This window comes from Parabacteroides sp. AF19-14, from assembly GCF_003635485.1.
In the GTDB taxonomy this organism is placed as follows: domain Bacteria; phylum Bacteroidota; class Bacteroidia; order Bacteroidales; family Tannerellaceae; genus Parabacteroides; species Parabacteroides distasonis.
Map to the genome: position 1 here is coordinate 202732 of NZ_QTMJ01000001.1, position 16067 is coordinate 218798.

At 51.0% G+C, this 16067-nt stretch carries 12 protein-coding genes; 7 read left to right on the forward strand and 5 right to left on the reverse strand.

Annotation, left to right across the window (positions count from 1 at the left end):
* Position 1 precedes the first annotated feature (1 nt).
* The 7 genes from DWX33_RS00870 to DWX33_RS00900 all read left to right on the forward strand — a co-directional run bounded on the left by DWX33_RS00870 (position 2) and on the right by DWX33_RS00900 (position 11084).
* Complete coding sequence (locus DWX33_RS00870) at positions 2 to 1606, forward strand: helix-turn-helix domain-containing protein (RefSeq protein ID WP_122379681.1); 1605 nt, start codon at positions 2 to 4, stop codon at positions 1604 to 1606.
* Positions 1607 to 1786: 180 nt separating this feature from the next.
* Positions 1787 to 2176, forward strand: a complete 390-nt coding sequence (locus tag DWX33_RS00875; RefSeq protein ID WP_005862182.1) for a helix-turn-helix domain-containing protein — start codon at positions 1787 to 1789, stop codon at positions 2174 to 2176.
* A gap of 8 nt (positions 2177 to 2184) precedes the next feature.
* Positions 2185 to 3039, forward strand: coding sequence for a hypothetical protein (locus tag DWX33_RS00880; protein WP_122379682.1), 855 nt, complete (start codon positions 2185 to 2187; stop codon positions 3037 to 3039).
* A 21-nt stretch (positions 3040 to 3060) separates the two neighbouring features.
* Complete coding sequence (locus DWX33_RS00885; RefSeq protein ID WP_122379683.1) at positions 3061 to 5577, forward strand: hypothetical protein; 2517 nt, start codon at positions 3061 to 3063, stop codon at positions 5575 to 5577.
* A gap of 13 nt (positions 5578 to 5590) precedes the next feature.
* Positions 5591 to 7084 carry an NAD-dependent dihydropyrimidine dehydrogenase subunit PreA gene (gene preA / locus DWX33_RS00890; protein ID WP_122379684.1) on the forward strand — a complete coding sequence of 498 codons (1494 nt, stop codon included), beginning with the start codon at positions 5591 to 5593 and terminating at the stop codon, positions 7082 to 7084.
* Positions 7085 to 7088: 4 nt separating this feature from the next.
* Positions 7089 to 9224, forward strand: coding sequence for a DUF5686 family protein (locus DWX33_RS00895; RefSeq protein WP_122379685.1), 2136 nt, complete (start codon positions 7089 to 7091; stop codon positions 9222 to 9224).
* An 18-nt stretch (positions 9225 to 9242) separates the two neighbouring features.
* The gene (locus DWX33_RS00900) at positions 9243 to 11084 is read left to right on the forward strand and encodes a hypothetical protein (RefSeq protein ID WP_057326276.1); all 1842 of its coding nucleotides are present in this window, start codon (positions 9243 to 9245) and stop codon (positions 11082 to 11084) included.
* A gap of 101 nt (positions 11085 to 11185) precedes the next feature.
* Here the strand turns inward: DWX33_RS00900 and DWX33_RS00905 are convergent, their stop codons facing one another.
* From DWX33_RS00905 to DWX33_RS00925, 5 genes are read right to left on the reverse strand one after another with little or no spacing between them, the layout of a single operon-like run.
* Positions 11186 to 11800: an aminotransferase class IV family protein gene (locus DWX33_RS00905; RefSeq protein ID WP_005862170.1), complete on the reverse strand. Its 615-nt coding sequence runs from the start codon at positions 11798 to 11800 to the stop codon at positions 11186 to 11188.
* Complete coding sequence (locus tag DWX33_RS00910) at positions 11784 to 12791, reverse strand: aminodeoxychorismate synthase component I (protein WP_005862167.1); 1008 nt, start codon at positions 12789 to 12791, stop codon at positions 11784 to 11786. Before DWX33_RS00910 ends, DWX33_RS00905 begins: the two co-directional genes overlap by 17 nt.
* Positions 12791 to 13666 carry a carbon-nitrogen hydrolase gene (locus DWX33_RS00915; RefSeq protein WP_005862165.1) on the reverse strand — a complete coding sequence of 292 codons (876 nt, stop codon included), beginning with the start codon at positions 13664 to 13666 and terminating at the stop codon, positions 12791 to 12793. Before DWX33_RS00915 ends, DWX33_RS00910 begins: the two co-directional genes overlap by 1 nt.
* 19 nt (positions 13667 to 13685) lie before the next feature.
* The gene (locus tag DWX33_RS00920) at positions 13686 to 14714 is read right to left on the reverse strand and encodes an agmatine deiminase family protein (RefSeq protein WP_122379686.1); all 1029 of its coding nucleotides are present in this window, start codon (positions 14712 to 14714) and stop codon (positions 13686 to 13688) included.
* Entirely contained in the window at positions 14704 to 16053 is a 1350-nt protein-coding gene (locus DWX33_RS00925; RefSeq protein WP_122379687.1) for an MATE family efflux transporter, read from the reverse strand. Before DWX33_RS00925 ends, DWX33_RS00920 begins: the two co-directional genes overlap by 11 nt.
* Positions 16054 to 16067 lie beyond the last annotated feature (14 nt).

A 16067-nucleotide genomic window follows, 5' to 3' on the forward strand; every position in this document is an offset into this window, starting at 1 on the left:
CATGAAAACAAGCATACTTTACATATTCCTACTGTCAGTCCTTTACGCCTGCGACTCCCACTCTCTTCTTCCACCCAAGCAGCAATTGGATCAGCAAATAGCGCAACTGAATGATTATTCTTTGTTGAGCGGTCCCTTGAACGACCAGCTATGCGAAGAGATAGAAACCCATGCCCAAGAAATAGGGAATGACTCGCTTTTGCTGGCAACCCGCCAAATCATATACACCCGCTATTGCAGATTACAGGATACGGCCCATGCGAGAATGCTACTCGACCGCATGAAACCTTATGCCATCCGCATAAAAGACAAGCACCTTCTCATGAATCACCTGCGTATGGCATTTCTTCACGCACAGACACGCCAACCCGCAGAATGCGAGCGATGGATAAACGAGGCACGAAAATATGCATATATAAATCCCCAAAACTGGTATATCACGGCGGCTAACGCTTGTCTTGAATGTGGATTATATCCCCAAGCACTCATCTATGCGGATTCAGCATTGGTGAACTTGAAATATAAAGTGATAAGCTCTCCTCACTTAGTAAAAGCTATAGCATTAAGCCGTACGGGAAAGACCGCCGAAGCGGAGGAATGGACCCAACGATGCATTACCGATATCCGCCACTTTCAGGCGAAACACCAAATACACACGATCAGCTATCTGCAATATCAACTCTTCATGGAATACGCCGTCTCTCTCCGGAAACATGGAAAAAACAAAGAGGCACTATCCGTATTGGAGGAATTAGACAGAGTCTCATTCAATAATGTCGCCACGCCTCTCTTGAGGAACAAAGACAATATCGAGGAATATAAGGTGCGTGTGGCACGTATGTTGTCCGAATGCCATTATGCGACCGGAAATCAATCGGAAGCCATCCAACAGGCAAATCGGGCAGACTCCCTACAATCCCATTATGCCCAAGAGCAAATGAACATACGCAGAAAGATGATCAGCGAAAGCCTGCAAAACGAACTATTATCCACCCGCTTAAAAAGTCAGAAGGTGGAGGCGGAACAGGCACGGCTCATCCAGTATATCCTAACCGGAATCATTATTTTACTCATGGCTATCCTAACCGGAGGATATCTTTGGTGGAGAAATCATCGCCGTCGCCTACGCCAGTTATTCGATTTATTGATAAGCCATCATGCAGCTTGGTTGCTAATACACGATCCACTTCTGCTAATCTCCCGGCCACAAATAAAGCTACCAGATCATTCAGAGGCAAACACCGAGGTCACAACAAAAGCTGATAATCTCCTATATCAACGAATCCTATCAGTTATGAAAGAGCAAAAGCCTTTCTTAAATCCTAATCTCGACCTTGTGACCCTCTCCCGTCTAGTGGGTACTAACCGAACACAACTATCCACCACCCTCAATAGGCAGACGGGAATGAACTTCAGTCGTTGGCTGGCTGAATACAGGGTACACCACCTCCTTTCGCTCGTCGCCCTACGTCCCGACAGCGACATCACCGCACTAGCCTCCGAATCAGGCTTCACCTCCCGAACCTCCTTCTTCCGGCAGTTCCGGCAAGTCACCGGACTTACGCCCAACCAATACAGAAACGTACGAAAAGAGACCGGCAAATAATCTGTTAAAGTACGTGTCTAGCCTTTGATGCAGGGGCTTTACGGCCTTTGGTGTACCAGATCGTTCGGATCAAGTTTCAATACGTTCGCATCTTTTCTCATCCCTTGATTTACCAAATGGGACTGTCTATATTTGACCTCGCAAGTCCCTCTTATGCGGGTTACTTAAGACAGTACCAATATGGAAGAAAAGCAAAAGCCATCCCTAATCGAACGCAGGCTATATGCCCGCATCTTACAAATCATGGAGGATAAGAAGCCTTATCTCGATCCACAGTTCAATTTGTGCCAGTTGGCCAACCTCGCTTGCACGAACCGTACCCGGCTATCCTCTACCTTGAACAATCAGACGGGTATGAACTTCAGTCGCTGGCTGGCTATCTATCGGGTAGAGTACCTCATACGGGAATTTTCCAAGTGCCTCACACAAGAGCCGCAGGAGTTATACAAGACGGCTGGGTTTACCTCCCGTACCTCTTTCTACCGCCAATTCAAGGAGGTGACGGGCAACACTCCCATCGAGTACTTCGCCAACCTATATTATAACAACGTAAATGATTCAACTAAATAAATAGCGATATGAGACATTTTACACTCCTACTCTTATCCGTTTTTACTGTCTATCAAGCCAAGGCGGATATATTGATCCCCTTAGACAAATATCCTACGGGGGAAAAACGTTTCAACTTACAGATCAACGGAAGTCACGATACCAGTACCCCTTGGCTCTCCACCACGTCATTTGGCGTGGATGAAGATGGGCAGATGGGAAACCCGGAGAATTGGACATCCGAACAAATCGACGAGGACAATCAGTCGGTAAGTCACCGACTCATCATGAACAGTATTTCCCTGCGTCTCTCCTACCGTATATGGGATAATCTCAGCCTATGGGCAGGTATTGGCACCACCAACTTCACCCACGAGGAGACTTTCCGAGATGATGACGACCTAAGCAGTACCATCTTCAGCAAGAACATGGTACCCATCTACAGCGGAGGGCTAGGTTACGGCCATGCCTTCACCGACCGCTTTTTCATGTCTACCCAACCCGGCGTGCGCTATGCCAACAGCGATAACATGACCACCGAGGTGTATTACCAAGGCAAGACCATCCCCTTGCGAGACCTCAGCCTCAACCGCCGTTACCTAGAGTGGGCCGTGCCCGTGGTGGCCGGATACGCACTGGGGAATTTCGTGCCCTATGCCGGCATCCTCTACAAGGACTACACGATGAAAGACCGGTACGAGTTCACCAAGACATATGCCGGCGAGGACTATACCGTTCGTATCGACGAGACTTTCCACGCCCGTCACAAGCTGTACGCTTTGGCTGGGGTGAACTATTTCCTCGCTGACAACATCTCGCTCGGAGTAAACGGAAGCTTCGGCAACAGGCAGTCCGTACAGTTACAATTCAATATCAGTTTCTAAACCTCTTAAACAGATATATACATGAGAACGACACTCAAAGCACAAGCGATACGGCTGATCGCCATATTTTTGCTTATCTGTGCCTCTACCACCATCGTCAAGGCACAGATAAGCCAACATCCCGAACTGTATAAGGTGAAAGAATTCCACAATATGGATAAAGACGGAGGTGCCTATTACTGCTTCACCGACGCACAATACTACCAAGGGAAGCTCTACGGGGTCTACATAGATAATAACGGCCCCTCATCCATACGCCTCATCGCTTTCGAGGTGAACGGCGAGACCCGGACAATGGAACAATCCACCGTTGGCGACACCGGTAAGAAAATGATCTTTCTCAATGATTTCGGCGTATACCAAGATGCCGAGATCATCGTATACCGCAATCGCTTCTACGTGCTCTGGAAGAATAATACCAATGGCCAGATATGGATCGGCGAGGTGGATATGAAAAAGGGAGAATACAAGAAAACTCGTATGCTCGATGACGGGAAAACTTACGCCAACTTCGCCGCCACCATCTACCGTGACAAGATCTGCGTCATCCTACACCGCCGCACCAACAAGAAACTGCAAGTCTACCAATACGGCGACCCCGAGCTGAACAGCGGCTGGGACTGGTGCGGCACCGTGCGCAACGCCGGACACGATAATATCGAGCTAAAAGGCTCAACAGGCATATCAATGGAATACGATCCCGACGACCACTGGGACGCCACCTCGTGGTACGGCTACGACGACACCGAGAAAAAGAACGTGGAGAAACTCATCATAGGCCGACTCAAGAGCGGTACCTTCGAGGCATTCAGCTACAGCGGCGAGTATGGCAAGGATAACATATGGCCCTCCAACTGGGAAGAATACGCGCATCACGACATAGGACGCTCGAAGACCTTCTCGCTCAAGCTCATCCAAGCCGATATAGAAGGCTACGCAGCCGACAATACCAGCGGCTACAAAGCTTCCTCAAATCCCCTGATCTTCAGCTACTGTACCTATGATGGCAAGGGAACGGGCGAACACTTCCTAAAGAAATTCTACCCCGGTAGCAACAGCTTCGCCACCGACGCACCCATCTACACCGACCTGCCCTACGGCTACACGGTCGTAGCCACCGCGGCAGATCCTACCACCGAGACAGCTCCCGGCGGAGGGCTCTACTACAAGCAATATATCTACCTGCTGCGAGGTAACCAGACTCCATACCATTGGTACAAGCACGCCTACATCGCCTCCATCCGCTCCAACGAGATCGTGGAGAGACGCAGTTCCTTCAACGACGAGAAGGCCCTGTTCGGCAACAGCGAGCTACGCAATCTCGTGCGCCTCGTCGGCATCATCGAAGGACCACCTCCAACGGTAGTGGATAATAACGAGTGGTTCGGCGACCTCGGCGTAGCCTCAAGCCTTGCCTTCACCATGGGATCGGGCACCAGCAACTCCGTGAGCCGACTCTATAAAAGTGACCTAAAATGCTCCTTCGGACCGCATACGGATAAACTCACGGCAGCATTCGGCGGCGGATACTCCTTCCAGAAACAACACGAGGAAGTAACAAGCCAGTCCGAGTCCATCACCGTTACCTTCGAAGCAAACGACACAGCAGACTACCGGGCCATCGCCCTCTACTCTGTACCCATTCTGACCCGTTGCGACCTAGAATACCTCTCCCCCACCCGGAGACAGAGTGTACGAATGCCCATATTCAGCTATACTTACATGACACGGCAGAGTATCAAACAAGTAGAAGTGCCTCTCGACCTAGAGCCTTTCCGCATAGACAATCCAAGCAAACTTGGAGACTGGGAGGCCCGTGAGATCCTCACCATGACCGCCAGCGAGCCAAATGTCAGCAAGTCCGTCAACTTCAGCCTCAACTCCGAACGGATCAACATGACGCTGGAAACCAGCGGTACAATCTCCGACAGTCAGACCAAAGGTGCCATCAGCCTTATGGATTTGAAATTCCCCTTCTTCCAACTGGAGAACCAAAGTTCTTGGGAATGGACAGACCAGACCACGGCGACAACCTCGCAGGGTATCAGCGCATCCTATTCGAAGATACGACGCACGGACAAGCACGTCAGGCCGGAAGAGACAGCCGAGTCCTTCTCATCCACCCTCTATCTGCTCACTGCCGAGAAGTCGAACACGCTCCGTGACCAGTACTACCCCAAGCTACTCGAACGGAAGATTAGCTTCGGCACCGACACCTTTCCCTTCATGGTAAACAGCGACAAACCCTTCGTATTGGCGTGGGACATCAACAACATCACCTATGTACGAGGTGACGTGAGCACCACCGGAAATGAGGTGGTAACGGCCGACGAACCCCTGTCTATCCGCTTCCTCAACGGCATGCTTACGGTAGACTGCCTGCCGGGAGCCACCGTCAACGTCTACAGCATGAACGGCACGTTGGCCGGTCACCAGCAAGCGGTATCTGGAAAAGCTATCTTCAGCCTACCCGGTCACCTATATACCGTAGAGGTAGTGACCGAGCGTTACCGGAAAATACAGAAAGTAGCAAGATAAACAGTTAGAAGCCATGAAGACAAACCTCCTCCAGAGAAAACGCCTCCTAACAGAAGAATCGAATCGCTGTTATATGTGCGATGACCCTGTCTGCACAAAGGCATGCAAGCCCGGACTAGATCCGGGCCGCTTGCTGCGGGCCTGTAAAATGGACAACCTAGCGGGAGCTATCCTCCGGGCCTACCAGATGGAAGCCTGCCGGGATTGTGACGGGCATCCTTGCGAGAAGGCCTGCCTCCGCGGACGAACCGAACGAGCGATATCCATCACCCAGATCGTACGGCAATTACAAGATATGCCAAACCCGGCGAATAATCCTCCCCCTATTTCGCTTCCAGACTTGGCGATCGACTTTTGTGGTGTCCGCTGCGCCAACCCCTTTATACTGGCTTCCTCACCCGTAGCCCATAATTACGAGATGTGCGCCCGTGCCCTCGAAGCCGGTTGGGCCGGTATCTGCTTCAAGACGATATCATTCTATCCGAGCCATGAGGTATCCCCCCGCTTCGACCAAATGGAGGTGGATGGCTTACCTTTCATCGGATTCAAGAACATGGAACAATTGTCGGAAGCCTCTGTCGAAGAGAATTTCGACACCCTATATCGCCTCAAGCAACGCTATCCGGACAAATTAATCATCTCCTCCATCATGGGACGGACAGACGATGAGTGGACACGGCTCGCCCAATACTCCACGCAGGCCGGGGCCGATATCATTGAGTGCAACTTCTCTTGCCCACAAATGACGCAAGAAGGGATGGGCAGCGACGTAGGACAAAACCCGGAACTGGTACGCCGGTTCACCGCCGCCACACGCCGGGGTACCCATCTGCCGATACTAGCGAAGATGACACCGAATATCGGGCAGATGACACCCGTGGCGCTCGCCGCCCACGAAGGAGGAGCCACCGGGATAGCCGCCATCAACACCATCAAATGTATCACCCGTATCGATGAGAAAGCACTTACGGCCCGGCCCGTTGTCTGCGGACTGAGCAGCGTGTCCGGCTATTCGGGGAAAGCCGTGCGCCCTATCGCTCTCCGGTTCATACATGAGCTGGCGAGCGATCCTTCTGCCGGCAAGATGCCTATCAGCGGGATAGGCGGTATAGAGACTTGGCGGGATGCCCTCGATTTCCTGCTACTAGGCTGCACGAACCTACAGATATGTACCGCCGTGATGCAATACGGCTTCCGGATCATCGACGATCTATGCGAAGGGTTACGACTGTTCATGCAAGAGAACGGATATAAAACCCTATCCGACCTCATAGGTATCGCTTTACCGAACATCGTACCCCCCGAGAAACTGGAACGTACGCAGATACACCGCCCGACAGTAGATAACAGCCTATGCCTCGGCTGCGGACGCTGTTTCGTTTCCTGTAACGACGGTGGACATCAAGCTATCCGTTTCACCTCTATGCGCAAACCGGTGATAGACGAGCAAAAATGTGTCGGCTGCCATCTTTGCGCATTAGTATGCCCAACCTTCGCCATACATTGACAGGATGAGGATCGAGACGGGACACCTTATTCTACTATCCATACTTCTTCTGTGCCCGCTAGTCCATTCAGACCTGCGGGCACAAGAGAAGACACCCGTCACACGAGCCGACTCCATCATGCGGCAGGTAATCCATCAAGCCCCCATCTACGAGCACGTCCTCGAGAGCTATGAAGCGGAGACCTACGTGAAAGGCCGTACGCACGTTCCCCGGAAGAACAAGCTGCTACGATACGCCTATCTGGTCTTCCCGATAGAGCGTCATCCCTGCGATGCTCTCTTCGAGATGAGCGGCCTCACCCGCTACGACGCTCCCAACCATTATCGCAACAAGATCGTAGCCATCAACAGCAGCCATCTCGCCGCCGGAAGACATTACAAGGAGATAGCCTCATTCGTCAACTTGAACGTCTACTCCCCCACGATCTACAATAAGGGAATCATCATGCCACTCTCGCCCGATGCTTTCAAATATTACACGTTTCGGCAGGAAGGCACAGACACGATCTCCGGCATCCCTGTGTATAACATCCGTTTCACCCCTCGCCAATGGAGCCAGAAACTACTATCCGGAAACCTGTACGTAACCGACGAACTCTGGACCATCGACCGTATCGAGATACAAGGGCACTCCTCTTTCTCCGAGTTCAACCTAAGCATACGTTTCAACCGTGACGAGAAGCATTTCATCCTCCCGGAAGAGGCTGACCTGCAAGTCTGCTACCATGCCCTAGGCAACCGGATAGAGAGCGACATCCACGCCGCTTTCCGCTATAAATCGATCTCTTGGGTAGAGGAAGACCATGAGAGCAGGAAATTATACTCGCTCGATCAAACCCAATACTATACGATCACCTCCGACACACTCTCCTTTACCCAAGACAGCGCTTATTGGAACAGCCGGAGGGACAAGCCGCTCACTACCGACGAGAAAGCCTTGTACACCACCGGAACGAACGTGGTGAGGACGGAAGCGGACAGCAGCGCTCTCACTCGCTACCTCCAACTCGGCGAGCGGCTCACCAGCACGGTCAACAGGGATTACAAGAGTACTCGTGTGAAGTATTCCGGCCTTCTCAACCCGTTCCAGCTATCTTTCGGAAGCAACGGGATCACCTATAAGCAAGAAGCACGTATCAGTAAGACATTCGAGCATGACCGTCAGCTACGCTTCCACCCCGAGATCGGTTTCCTATTCAAGGAGAAAGAGCTACGCCTACGGCTAACAACCGACTGGGAGTATCACCCCGAGCGTCAAGGTATCCTCAACCTCACGATAGCCAATGACAACCAAAGCTATTCCTCCGAAGTGATCCACCAGATCAACGAGATCCTAAAAGATACCCCAATCCGTTTCGAAGATCTCAACTTGAAGTATTTCCAGCACTACTATGCCAAGCTGATGAACCAGATAGAACTGATGAACGGCTTCCGGCTCTCGGCCGGACTCGCATACCACCATCGTACGCCCATGAAAAAGAACAAGGATACCGGATTGGATCTTAAGGATCATAATGAGTTCACCCCGGTTATCGGCCTTACCTACACGCCCCGGCAATATTACTGGATGGACGGTTACCGGAAAGAGTACCTGCATTCCCATTACCCGACCTTCCGGATCGAGCTGGCACGAAGCATACCGGACCTGCTCGGCTGTACGGGAAATTATTGGCGGATGGAGGCCGGCATGAACCAGACCGTACGGCTGGGCTTATCCGAACGACTGAGTTACAATCTAAGCGGTGGACTCTTTTTTAACCAGCATAACATGTACTTCGCCGATTTCAGCTATTTCGCCAAACGTTATTTCCCCGAGCCTTGGGGCGACCGGTTTGGCGGGATCTTTCATAATCTAGGTGGGGATTGGTGCAATGCCTCCGACAAATATATTCAAGGGCACCTCATGTACGAGAGCCCATTCATTCTATTGCGATTCCTCAAGCCCAATCCCAAGGCGCATAAATACCTCGTGTCCGAACGTTTCTACCTCAGCCAGCTATGGACTCCCGTATTGCCGAATTACAGCGAGCTCGGGTATGGTATCGGTAGCGACCTTTTTCATATAGCGCTTTTCCTAGGCTTCGAGAAGTTCAAGTATCAAAGCGTCGGATTGAAGTTCGCGCTTGAGTTATTCAGATAATTATAAACAAGTATAGATATGAACAAGAGAAACACTATTAAACAACTTCTTCACCGCGGATGCCTACTTATGGGTATCAGCGCAATAACAAGTTCGGCCTTCGCATGGGATTTCGCCGAGCATCGTAAGATCGGCGACCGTGCCATGAGCCTTCTCCCGCGTTATCTGGTGGAAAACGGGATCTTCCCCAACGAGGCCGTCGCCGATAGCGCCTTGCTGCAGATCCTCAACATGTCGCATATGCCCGGCTCGAACGCCTACGCCATGAATGAGCTGACGCAGTTGCCGAATATCGTAACCTACGGTACGCTTTGCGGATTGGCCGGCGACCATGTGGAAAATCCCATGCTCTTGGAGACAGGCCTGCAGACCCATTTCTCCAAGACGAACCGTACGCTGGCTTTGGAGACACAAGCCATGAACGAGTTCCTCACCGGAGCCAACAGCAAGGAGCTGCTCGACATCAATCTGGCTTACGGTATCCTGGCGATCAAGGATCTCTCCCACTTCTACGCCTATGGCAAGGGATTGAACGAGCATCTGAAGATGATCGACCCCGAGCTGATCCGCCGCCTTCAACGCCCCTCGGAAGTAAACAAGGTCTTCGATAAATTAAATCAGTTGCCCTCCATGAGCAAGTATTTCTGCATCCACATCTTCGCCATCTATCTAGCACAAGAGGCAGGCAAAGAGATGTGTAAAGGAGATACGCAAATGGCGAGCAACCTTATGTTCTACGCCACGATGTACGAGGCTTTTGCCGAGCATTTCCTACAAGACTCCTTCGCCTCCGGACACCAAATGGTACGTAGGGGCTTCTCCGCCTCCGCCGTATCCAACAATAAGAGCTTGCACGATTTCTACAATACCATCCCCGTACAGACCGCTAACCTAAAAGGCGAGACATGGAGTGCTTACGGCGATAAACGTCTGAACCAAAACAGGATGGAGTACAACGAGGCCGATGATTACCGGCATATCCGGGTCACGGAGAAGCACCCTTATTCCTTGGAGAAAGGCGATAGCTACGAGCGGGAGACGAAAGTATTCTACCAAGTCGTGACCGCCACCTGCGAGTCTATCGTAGAAGTCTGGAAAGCTTACCAGAATGCTTTGGAAGGATCAGGCGAGAATATCTTGAACGAGATCCCTTCCGAACGAGACGACCTGCCCCAGTTCGTCTACGATCGTTTCCCGGTAATCAAGGATTTCCCGATCCCCTTCGGGACGGATCTGGATGACGTCCCCTTGGAAGCTTCCGTCGCCGACCGTAAGGATGAGCTACAGCTGATCGTACAAGAGCCTTTTACCCGCAACTTTATCCGGTCGAGGGTAGCCAACTCCTTCATGTTCCTGATCGGTACGCCGATCCATAGCAACCGGGACGGTGTCATGACGTATGGCGGTCGCTTGAACGTCAGCATGATCAATTGGCATAAGTTCGGGAAAGGGAAAGGCATGATCATGGAGCCGGGCGACATCGCTCATTGGGTATCCCCTACGATCTCCGGTTATTATATGCACGCCCCTTCCTCCTCCTACACGATCAAGAACTGGAACGTGAAGGCGGGCGCCAATTATAACATGGATATATTCGTTTCCCCGAAACGTTTCCTCGGCCTGTATAGTTATTTCGAGATGGGTATAGACCGCCGTAATGACGAGACCCGTTTCTTGGTAGCTCCCTCGGTCGGTATCCAGCTAGGTTCCCTGATCGGTGTCCATAATTTCAATATGCCGGGATGGTTACGCATCCCGTTGGGAATTATCCTCCCCTTGAAATTCGCCGTCACTTGCAATAAGGTGGCCGGCCGTCCGGTAGAATGGATCAGCAATATGGAGGTGGATATATTGTTCTAGGAAACACCTTGATTCATGCCTATATAGGTAAGAGGCCACACGGATATCGGCGTAACCCCTTACCTATATAGGCACAGGGCCACGCCGATACTCGCGTAGGGTCATACGTATATTCGTGTGATCTCATCGATTTCACCGAACTCGATCAAGGCGTTAAACAGACGGATCCGGGTATACTTAGGCAGATCCTCTACCGGGATATCCTCGGCCTGTACCAAGCCTTTATCCAATAAGTAAGCACGCATCGTACCACATAACAAAGGGCGTGCGGGAGTGATCCAAGAGGTGCCATTCCAAAGGGCGACATTACAAATGGAAGTATCGGTCAGCAAACCGTCACGGATTATCAAGATATCGTCATGTCCCGCTCGTTGGGCGAATAAATCATTTAGGCATTGACGATCCGTACTCTTATAGGAATAATCGATCTCATCGCATGTAACCAATCGCAAGGAATGAACCGGACGCATACGGTAAGGAACGTATTCTACCTTTAAGACCTCGCGGGTATATTCCACCCGGCATTTGGTACGTTCTTGATGAGGCCCCGGATGAATATAACCCGCGAGATCAATTTCTTCTCTCGCTCCGAATAGCTCCCTGCGGGTACGGTTCATCCGGGCATTATGGTACGGAAGGTTATGTATCCGTCCCTTCTCGATACGGATCGTCTCCACAAACGGACTCCCAGATAAGGTCTCAATAGATGGGCACATATACTTTTTGTTTCATCTCGTTATACTCCGATCTCACCTCACTTTTAGAGGTGATTCCCCCACCGCTCTTGAAAATAAACGAACGGGGAGAGACTTGTTCCATAAAACGGATCATCACGGCGCTGTCTAAATCTTGGCCGTCAAAATACCCCATCACCCCCGTATAGAAGCCCCGCTCATAGGTTTCCGCCTCGGCGATGATCTCCAAGGTCTTTTTCTTGGGAGCGCCCGTGATGGAGCCGGCAGGCAAGAGGCTGAACAAAATCTCCCCGACATGGCCGTTCCATCCCTCCGGCAACCGGCCTCTTATCTCAGAGCTGACCTGCAACAAACTTCCGTTATGCGTACGCAATTCATCGATATAACGATACCGGGGAACACAAACCTCGGAGGCTACGATACTCAAGTCATTCCGGATCAAATCCACGATCGTGGCATGCTCCGCCGCTTCCTTGGGATCATCAAGGATACGTCTCCGGGCATCGGGCAGCGTAGCGTCGATCGTACCTTTCATGGGATACGAATAGATGAGACCATCCCGCGTCCGCACGAATATCTCCGGCGAGAATACCACGAAACGATCCCGCATCCAAAGCTTATACATCGCCTTGGAATGGTAAAAGATATCTTTCAAGGAGAGGTTCGTATATACCGGAGTAGCGCATGTCAAGTTTACCAAATAAGAATTACCCGCATGGATATGCCGGGAAACGGTCTCGAATGAATGGGCATACTCCTCGAAAGAAACATACGAGGGTTGCCATTCAACAGGTTCTCCGGATATAAGATGAGAGGAATCCCGCAAGTTACATTCATGATTTGTATTCGTAAAGCCGTTCAAATCGTACAATAACTCGGAGGGAGCGATCTCTTCCGGCCTCTCCACGTAGATCCGCTCTCGTTTATAATCAATGATAAAAAGGAAAGGCCGTCCCGCTTTCCCCATTTCGTTCATGCGGAAGACGGCCTCTTCTTGCGTGTATTCGGTCATTATACTAAAAATCGTTCTGTCAAACCACCAAACGCATCGATACGGCGATCCCGGAAGAAAGGCCACCAACGACGCACGTTCTCACCGCGAGTCTTGTCGATCTCTATCACACGTACCTCCTCCTCGTCATTCGGGAATACGGTTAATAGCTCACCTTGGGGACCGGCCACAAAACTGTTTCCCCAAAACCGGATACCGCCCGTTTGTCCCGAAGGGTCCGGCTCATGCCCGGTACGATTTACGGAAATGACCGGGAGTCCGTTCGCCACGGCATGTCCCCGCTGTATGGTCACCCACGCACCCAGCTGACGGTCCTTCTCTTCCTGCGTATCGCTACTTTCCCAGCCGATAGCAGTCGGATAGATCAACATCTCGGCACCACGCATAGCCATCAAACGGGCTGCTTCCGGATACCATTGATCCCAGCAAACCAACACACCAAGACGCCCCACAGAGGTATCGATAGGCTCAAAGCCTAAATCACCGGGGGTAAAATAGAATTTCTCGTAATAAGCGGGGTCATCCGGGATATGCATCTTGCGGTATTTTCCGGCGATCGTACCGTCTTTCTCCAAGACGACGGCCGTGTTATGGTACAGGCCCGGGGCACGCTTCTCGAAAAGGGAAAGCACCAAGACAATACCCAATTCTTTCGCCAAGGCACCGAAGATTTCCGTCGATGGGCCGGGGATCGTCTCTGCCAAGTCGAACATACTCGTATCTTCCGTCTGGCAGAAATACAGGCCGTTATGCAGTTCTTGCAAGACGACCAATTCCGCTCCCTCCCGGGCAGCTTTACGGATATTTACCTTTAGCTTCTCTATATTCGCCGCTCTATCAGCGGTATTCTTTTGTTGTATTAATCCTACTTTCATATTTAATTGGTTGTAGTTGTTATTCGATAAAGCCTTCTGGATACTGCATCGTTACACAATGCAGGGAACCGTGTTGCTTGATAAGCGGAAGGCAGTTGATGCCTATGATCTCACGGTCCGGGAACGCCTCCCGCAAAGCCGCTTTAGCGATCTCATCCTTCGGTGAGTCATAGAACGGAACCAATACGGCCCCATTCATGATCAAGAAATTAGCGTAGGTAGCGGGCAAGCGCTCCCCTTCCCATTCCACCTTATCGGCCATCGGAAGTGGAATCAGACGATAAGGCTCACCATTCGCCCTAGTAAACTCCTTGATCTCCTCCTCCATCGCCTTCAGTTCCTCATAATGCTCGTCTTCCTCATCCTCGCAGCGGACATAAGCGATCGTATCCTCGCTACAAAAACGGGCGAGCGTATCCACGTGGCTATCCGTATCGTCCCCGGCTAAATAACCGCTGGTAATCCAAAGGATACGATCCAAGCCAAATATGTCTTTCAAATAACGTTCCAATTCCTCTTGTTGCAAATACTCATTACGGTTTACGGATGCCAGACACTCAACGGTAGTCATCAACGTACCTTTCCCATCCGATTCGATACTACCGCCTTCCAGCACGAAAGGTTGCATATTAGCGGGCACCACCTCGTCGGAGAAGGTCTTCATATGACAAAGATTACGGGTAATCAAATTATCATGATTGGCGACGAACTTCATTCCCCAGCCATTGAACACGAAATCATAAAGCATGGGCGTTCCCTCATCGAAGACGGAAATTCCCCCGTGATCCCGTGCCCACGTATCGTTCGTATCCATCTCACGGAAAATGACACGGTCGTAATCAACCTCACCCAATTGTTCACGTACGGCGGTCTCGTCCGGACAAACAATCAATAACTTCTCTCGCTTGATCACTTCCTTGGCGATAGCCACGAAGCAAGGAATCACCTCGTCCAATATCGGGGCCCAATCCGTATTCTCATGCGGCCACGTAAGCTGCACGGCACTTTGCGGATACCATTCCGCAGGTAATATCACGTTATGTTCCATATTTGAATTGTTTAAATTGTTTCACAAGCACGATCGCCGTCACGATCGCCGCCACCGTGTCGGCGATAGGCATACTGATCCAGACACCGAGAGTTCCGAATAACGGGGGGAGGATGATTAAACAGGGTATCAAGAAAAGCATCTGCCGGGTCAAGGAGAGAAAGATCGCTTTCTTAGACATACCGATGGAAAGGAAGAAGTTAGTCGCCACCATCTGGAAGCCCACGATCGGGAATACGGCGAAGACGATATGCAGGCCATAAGAGGCGGCACTGATCAACTCCCCGTCACTCGTAAACATATGGACGATCCACGACGGCACCAACTGGCAAAGCAAGAACCCCAGCGTAGCCACTCCTACCGCCCAGCGCATCGTCAGCCGGGTCACGTCCGTCACCCGGGAATAGAGCCGGGCACCATAATTATAACCGGCTATCGGTTGCATACCCTGATTAAATCCCATGATAATCATTACGAAAAGAAAAGCGATACGGTTCACGATACCATAAGCGCCAATCGCCATATCTCCCCCATGCTCTTTCAATCCCCGGTTGATAAGGATCACGATCAAGCAGGAACAAAGGTTCATCAAGAACGGAGATAAACCGATCGACAAGATACCTTTCACGATCTCCGAGCGCAGCCTATAAATACCTCTCTTGAAATGAAGGAGTTGTTTCGGTCCCGAGAAATGAATCAACTGCCCGGTAAGCGAGATCACCTGCGAGATCACCGTCGTCCAAGCCGACCCCTTTATACCCCATCCAAACCCAAAGATAAACAACGGATTCAAGGCGCAATTGATAACGACCGACGCCAACGTAGCATACATCGCCATCTTCGGGAAGCCCGAGGAGCGCAAGACCGCATTTAATCCCAGATACATATGCGTAACCACATTGCCATACAGAATAATCCGCATATAATCACGGGCATATGAGATCGTGTTCTCACTAGCGCCGAAAAAGTACAGCACGGGATCAAGCAAGAACAAGAAAGCGATCGTGAAAGCGACACCCAAAACCACATTCAAGATCAACACATTCCCCAACACCTTATTCGCCCCCTCATAATCTTTCTGTCCCAGCTTCACGGCAACCAACGTAGAGGCGCCGACTCCCACCAACGAACCGAAGGCGGCCGCCAAGTTCATCAACGGAAAGGTCAAGGCTAGGCCGGAAATCGCTAACGCCCCCACTCCATGGCCAATAAAAATGCTATCGGCCATATTATATAAAGAAGAAGCTGTCATTGCGATAATCGCAGGAATCGCATATTGCGTAAGTAATTTACCGATAGGCTCGGTCCCTAATACCAATGGAGAATTTTGTTTTGTCATGCCGCGAAGATACG

Excerpts from the sequence above, each read along its gene's own strand:
- preA (WP_122379684.1), top strand. The coding sequence starts at position 5,591 with ATGAAGACAAACCTCCTCCAGAGAAAACGCCTCCTAACAGAAGAATCG.
- DWX33_RS00920 (WP_122379686.1), bottom strand. The coding sequence starts at position 14,714 with ATGGAACATAACGTGATATTACCTGCGGAATGGTATCCGCAAAGTGCC.
- DWX33_RS00910 (WP_005862167.1), bottom strand. The coding sequence starts at position 12,791 with ATGACCGAATACACGCAAGAAGAGGCCGTCTTCCGCATGAACGAAATG.
- DWX33_RS00870 (WP_122379681.1), top strand. The coding sequence starts at position 2 with ATGAAAACAAGCATACTTTACATATTCCTACTGTCAGTCCTTTACGCC.
- DWX33_RS00875 (WP_005862182.1), top strand. The coding sequence starts at position 1,787 with ATGGAAGAAAAGCAAAAGCCATCCCTAATCGAACGCAGGCTATATGCC.
- DWX33_RS00895 (WP_122379685.1), top strand. The coding sequence starts at position 7,089 with ATGAGGATCGAGACGGGACACCTTATTCTACTATCCATACTTCTTCTG.
- DWX33_RS00885 (WP_122379683.1), top strand. The coding sequence starts at position 3,061 with ATGAGAACGACACTCAAAGCACAAGCGATACGGCTGATCGCCATATTT.
- DWX33_RS00905 (WP_005862170.1), bottom strand. The coding sequence starts at position 11,800 with ATGTGCCCATCTATTGAGACCTTATCTGGGAGTCCGTTTGTGGAGACG.
- DWX33_RS00880 (WP_122379682.1), top strand. The coding sequence starts at position 2,185 with ATGAGACATTTTACACTCCTACTCTTATCCGTTTTTACTGTCTATCAA.
- DWX33_RS00915 (WP_005862165.1), bottom strand. The coding sequence starts at position 13,666 with ATGAAAGTAGGATTAATACAACAAAAGAATACCGCTGATAGAGCGGCG.
- DWX33_RS00925 (WP_122379687.1), bottom strand. The coding sequence starts at position 16,053 with ATGACAAAACAAAATTCTCCATTGGTATTAGGGACCGAGCCTATCGGT.
- DWX33_RS00900 (WP_057326276.1), top strand. The coding sequence starts at position 9,243 with ATGAACAAGAGAAACACTATTAAACAACTTCTTCACCGCGGATGCCTA.